Source organism: Acidovorax sp., from assembly GCF_022763525.1.
GTDB lineage: Bacteria > Pseudomonadota > Gammaproteobacteria > Burkholderiales > Burkholderiaceae_C > Acidovorax.
In genome coordinates, this window is the sequence record NZ_JALEGG010000030.1 from 1 (window position 1) to 4972 (window position 4972).

A 4972-nucleotide genomic window follows, 5' to 3' on the forward strand; every position below is an offset into this window, starting at 1 on the left:
ATCGGGATGAGTGGATGCTTCGGATGCGCCGCATGGGCTCGTGCCCATGCAAGCAGCCGGGGCGTCCAATCGCCCGATTTCACTCCAACCCTTCGGGCAAGTGCCTTGCCGGGCGGTCTGCGGCGTTGCGGCGTTTGCCAATAGCCGAGCTATTGGCTGCGCACCGCGCCTTGCACCCCATCCCGGCAAGGCGCTTGCGCGGTCCTGAAAAGATCGTAAACACGTTCTTACAGGCCATGCAGGGTAATCCCTGTGCGTTTGTCAACTGGACGACAGGTGTTGGCAAGCGCGCGCATGCGGCGCACACTGCCGCGGCGATGGCGCAGCGCGTGCCCTGGGCTCCCGTCTCTCGCTACCGGCGTGACACCCTGGCGGCCCGCGCCGCGCTACGATGATCTTTCCATTTACCACTACATCCAAGGAGCACCCATGCTGGGCCTGATGCAGAGCCAACCGCTCTTGATTTCGTCACTGATCGAGTTCGCCGAACGCCACCATGGCGACGCCGAGATCGTGTCGCGGCGCGTCGAGGGCGACATCCATCGCTACACCTACCGCGACTTGGCTGCCCGTGCACGCCAATTGGCCAATGCGCTGGATGCACTGAAGCTGCAGTTCAGCGACCGTGTCGCCACGCTGGCCTGGAACGGGTACCGGCACATGGAGATGTACTTCGGCGTTTCCGGTTCAGGCCGCGTGCTGCACACCGTCAACCCGCGCCTGCATCCCGACCAGATCGCTTGGATCATGAACCACGCCGAGGACCAGGTACTTTGTTTTGACCTGACCTTTCTCCCGCTGGTGCAAGCCGTGCATGCCAGGTGCCCGACGGTGAAGAAATGGGTGGCCTTGTGCGATGCGGACAAACTGCCTGTGGATTCGGGTATTCCGGGCCTCACCAGTTACGAAGCCTGGATCGGCGCCCATGCGCCCGACTACGCCTGGCCCGAGTTCGATGAAAACTCGGCATCCAGCATGTGCTACACCAGTGGCACCACGGGCAACCCCAAGGCCGCGCTGTACAGCCACCGCTCCACCACGCTGCACGCATACGCCGCAGCGCTGCCCGACGTGATGTGCCTGTCGGCCCGCGACTCGGTGCTGCCCGTGGTGCCCATGTTCCACGTCAACGCCTGGGGTATCCCGTACTCGGCCGCGCTCACGGGCTGCAAGCTGGTGTTCCCCGGCCCGGCCATGGACGGCAAGTCCATCTACGAGCTCATCGAAGCGGAGAAGGTGAGTTATGCCGCTGGCGTGCCGACCGTGTGGCAGATGATGCTCGGCCACATGAAGCCTGCAGGGCTGAAGTTCTCCACGTTGCGCCGCACGGTCATTGGTGGCTCGGCCTGCCCGCCCGCCATGATCCATGCGTTCAAGGAAGACTATGGCGTCGAAGTGCTGCATGCGTGGGGCATGACCGAGATGAGCCCGCTGGGCACGCTGTGCACCTTGAAGAACAAGCACCTGGCGCTGCCCAAGGACGAGCAGATGAAGGTGCTCCAGAAGCAGGGCCGCGCGATCTATGGCGTGGACATGAAGATCGTGGGCGGAGACGGCAATGAGCTGCCCTGGGACGGCAAGACCTACGGCGACCTGCTCGTCAAGGGGCCCTGGATCGTGGCCAGCTACTTCAAGGGCGAAGGCGGAGATCCGCTCATCCCTGACGCCCAGGGACGCGGCTGGTTCCCCACAGGCGACGTGGCCACCATCGACGCCGATGGCTTCATGCAGATCACCGACCGCAGCAAGGATGTGATCAAGTCCGGCGGCGAGTGGATCAGCTCCATCGACATCGAGAACATCGCGATGGCGCATCCTGCCATCGCCATGGCCGCCTGCGTGGGCATGCCGCACCCCAAGTGGGACGAACGCCCCATCGTGGCCGTCGTCAAGCGCCCCGGCGCCGAGGTTACGCGCGAAGAACTGCTGGCCTTCTACGAGGGCAAGACCGCCAAGTGGCAGATCCCCGATGACGTGGTCTTCGTCGAGGCCATCCCGCTGGGCGCCACCGGCAAGATGCTCAAGACCAAGCTGCGCGAACAGCTCAAGGACTACAAGCTGCCGGGCCTTTGAAAGCGTGAAGCGGCCGTGCTGATTTCGTCACGACCTACGAAACCGGCGCAGCCCAAGACCAGTGCACCCGCGGACCTGGCTTTGCCAGTCCACTGGGTGCGCCCCCTCCCGAAGGAGAGGGGGAAGGCGCGCAGCGCCACAGGGGGGGCCACCTCATCCAGTCACGTGTGCGACGCTGGTAGGGGCAATCCCTGAGAAGTGCTTTGTTGCAACGCGGTACGCTGCGTTCATATCGATTCACAAGGAGACAAAACCATGAAATTTGCTATCAAGGCTGTAGCTGCATCGGTAATACTGGCAAGCGCTGGCGGCGCGTTCGCTCAAAAGGGCGAGACCGTGAAGATTGCGTGGCTCGACCCGCTTTCGGGCCTGATGGCAGCTGTGGGGACCAACCAGCTCAAGAGCTTCCAGTTCATCGCCGAAGAGTTCAACAAGAAGAACGCGGCAGGGGTCAAGTTCGAGATCATCGGCATCGACAACAAGCTCAGCCCACAAGAAACGACCAGCGCCCTGCGCTCCGCCATGGACCAGGGCGCGCGCTATGTGGTGCAGGGCAACGGCTCGGGCCCGGCCCTCGCCATCATGGACGCGCTGGAAAAGCACAACGCCCGCAACCCCGGCAAGGAAGTGCTGTTCCTGAACTACGCGGCCGTGGACCCGGATCTCACCAACAGCAAGTGCAGCTATTGGCACTTCCGCCTGGATGCCGACACGTCCATGAAGATGGAAGCCCTGACCACGTACATGAAGGACATGCCCGAGGTCAAGAAGGTCTACCTGATCAACCAGAACTACTCGCACGGCCACCAGGTCTCCAAGTTTGCGAAGGAAATGATGCAGCGCAAGCGCCCTGACGTGCAGTTCGTCGGGGACGACCTGCATCCGCTGGCGCAGGTGCGTGACTTCTCGCCCTACATTGCCAAGATCAAGCAGTCGGGTGCTGACAGCGTGATCACGGGCAACTGGGGCTCCGACCTGGCGCTGCTGATCAAGGCCGCCAACGATGCGGGCTTGAACAACGTCAACTTCTACACCTACTACGGCTCCGTCACAGGCAGCCCCACCGCCATGGGCGCTGCTGCGGCAGGGCGTGTCTACATGGTCGCCTATGCACACATGAACCTGCCTGGGCCGCTGAACCAGATCGTGGTGGACTACAAGAAGAAGTTCAACGACGACATGTACACCGGCGCCGTGTACCACGCCTTCACGATGCTCTCTGAAGGTTTTACCAAGGCCAAGTCCACTGACCCCGTCAAGGTGGCGGCTGTGTTCGAAGGCATGAAGTTCAAGAGCTTCAACGGCGAGGTCGAGATGCGCAAGGCCGACCACCAGCTGCAGCAAGGTCTCTTCATCTCCAAGTGGGAGAAGGCGGGCGGCAAGTACCCGCTCGACTCCGAGAACACCGGGCACACCTTCGTGCCTGTGAAGTACTACGAGCCCTATGTCGCCAGCACGCCCACGTCGTGCCAGATGAAGCGTCCGTAAGTTCTAGCGTGACCGCTTCGAGGCCCGACCACTCGGGCCTTTTTTTTACCCCTGCAGTGAAGAATTCCAATGAATCCTGAGTTTTTCGTGATCTCGCTGCTGAATGGCGTGAGCTACGGGCTCCTGCTGTTCATGCTCAGTTCGGGCCTCACGCTCATCTTCAGCATGATGGGCGTGCTCAACTTTGCTCACACCAGCTTCTACATGCTGGGCGCCTATTTCGCCTTCACCATCTCCGGGGTGGTGGGCTTCTGGCCGGCGCTGGTGATTGCGCCGCTGGTGGTGTTCGTGCTGGGTGCCGCGTTTGAGCGCTACTGCCTGCGCCGCGTGCACAAGTTTGGCCACGTGCCGGAGTTGCTGGTGACGTTCGGGCTCTCGTACCTCATCCTGGAAGTGGTGCAGCTCGTGTGGGGCCGCTCCACGGTGCCCTACGGCCTGCCCGAGCAGCTGCAGGGGCCCCTGTTCTCCCTGTACGGCACGCAGTTCCCCAAGTCGCGTTCATTCGTGATGCTGGTGGCGCTCTTGATGCTGGTGTCGGTGTGGCTGCTGCTCACGCGCACCCGCATCGGGCTCGTGATTCAGGCCGCCCTCAAGTACCCCGAAATGGTGGAGGCGCTGGGCCACAACGTGCCGCGCGTGTTCATGCTGGTGTTCGGTGGCGGCGCTGCGCTGGCGGGCCTGGCGGGCGTGATTGGCGGCAACACCTATGTCACTGAGCCGGCCATGGCGGCCTCTGTCGGCTCCATCATCTTCGTGGTCGTGGTGGTGGGGGGCATGGGTTCGCTCGCGGGGGCTTTCCTGGCATCGTTGCTGATCGGTCTGGTGCAGACCTTTGCCGTGGCGCTGGATTACTCGCTGATACATGTGTTCAAGGCCGTGGGCGTGGCTGTGACAGACCAGACCTTTGGCTACCCCCTGCTCAAGCTCACGATCTCCCAGGTCGCGCCCATCCTTCCGTACCTGTTCCTCGTGCTGATCCTGATCTTCCGCCCCAAGGGCCTGCTGGGTACGCGGGAGGACTGACACCATGAATGCAACTACCAACACCGCTTCCAGTGCCACGTCGCACTACCGTTTCAAACCCTGGAATGTCGGGCGCATCATCGTCTGGTCGCTGTTCGCGGCCCTGCTGATCGTGGCGCCCATGCTGTTTCGCAGCAGCCTGGCGCTGACCATGCTGTCGCAGATCGGCTACCTGATCATCATCTGTCTGTCGTACAACATGCTGCTGGGGCAGGGCGGCATGCTGAGCTTTGGCCACGCGGTCTACACCGGCCTGGGTTCGTTCATCGCGATCCATGCCATGAACATGGCGACCAAGGGCACGGTGCAAATCCCACTGGTGTTCATACCGTTGGTGGGTGGCCTCGCAGGTGCGTTCTTTGCGATTCTGCTGGGCTTTGTTACCACC

At 62.3% G+C, this 4972-nt stretch carries 3 protein-coding genes and 1 pseudogene; all 4 read left to right on the forward strand.

Annotated elements, in window-relative coordinates:
* Positions 1-429 precede the first annotated feature (429 nt).
* Complete coding sequence (locus MRY84_RS02405) at positions 430-2073, forward strand: 3-(methylthio)propionyl-CoA ligase (RefSeq protein WP_291504167.1); 1644 nt, start codon at positions 430-432, stop codon at positions 2071-2073.
* A gap of 255 nt (positions 2074-2328) precedes the next feature.
* Complete coding sequence (locus tag MRY84_RS02410) at positions 2329-3561, forward strand: branched-chain amino acid ABC transporter substrate-binding protein (protein WP_291504168.1); 1233 nt, start codon at positions 2329-2331, stop codon at positions 3559-3561.
* Positions 3562-3630: 69 nt separating this feature from the next.
* On the forward strand, positions 3631-4584 hold the full coding sequence (locus MRY84_RS02415) for a branched-chain amino acid ABC transporter permease (protein ID WP_291504169.1): 954 nt from the start codon (positions 3631-3633) through the stop codon (positions 4582-4584).
* Positions 4585-4588: 4 nt separating this feature from the next.
* A pseudogene (locus MRY84_RS02420) lies at positions 4589-4972 on the forward strand (branched-chain amino acid ABC transporter permease); the annotation flags it as partial.

What these genes read in the sequence shown, in the direction of transcription:
- MRY84_RS02415 (WP_291504169.1), top strand. Translation starts at nt 3,631, where the DNA reads ATGAATCCTGAGTTTTTCGTGATCTCGCTGCTGAATGGCGTGAGCTAC.
- MRY84_RS02410 (WP_291504168.1), top strand. Translation starts at nt 2,329, where the DNA reads ATGAAATTTGCTATCAAGGCTGTAGCTGCATCGGTAATACTGGCAAGC.
- MRY84_RS02405 (WP_291504167.1), top strand. Translation starts at nt 430, where the DNA reads ATGCTGGGCCTGATGCAGAGCCAACCGCTCTTGATTTCGTCACTGATC.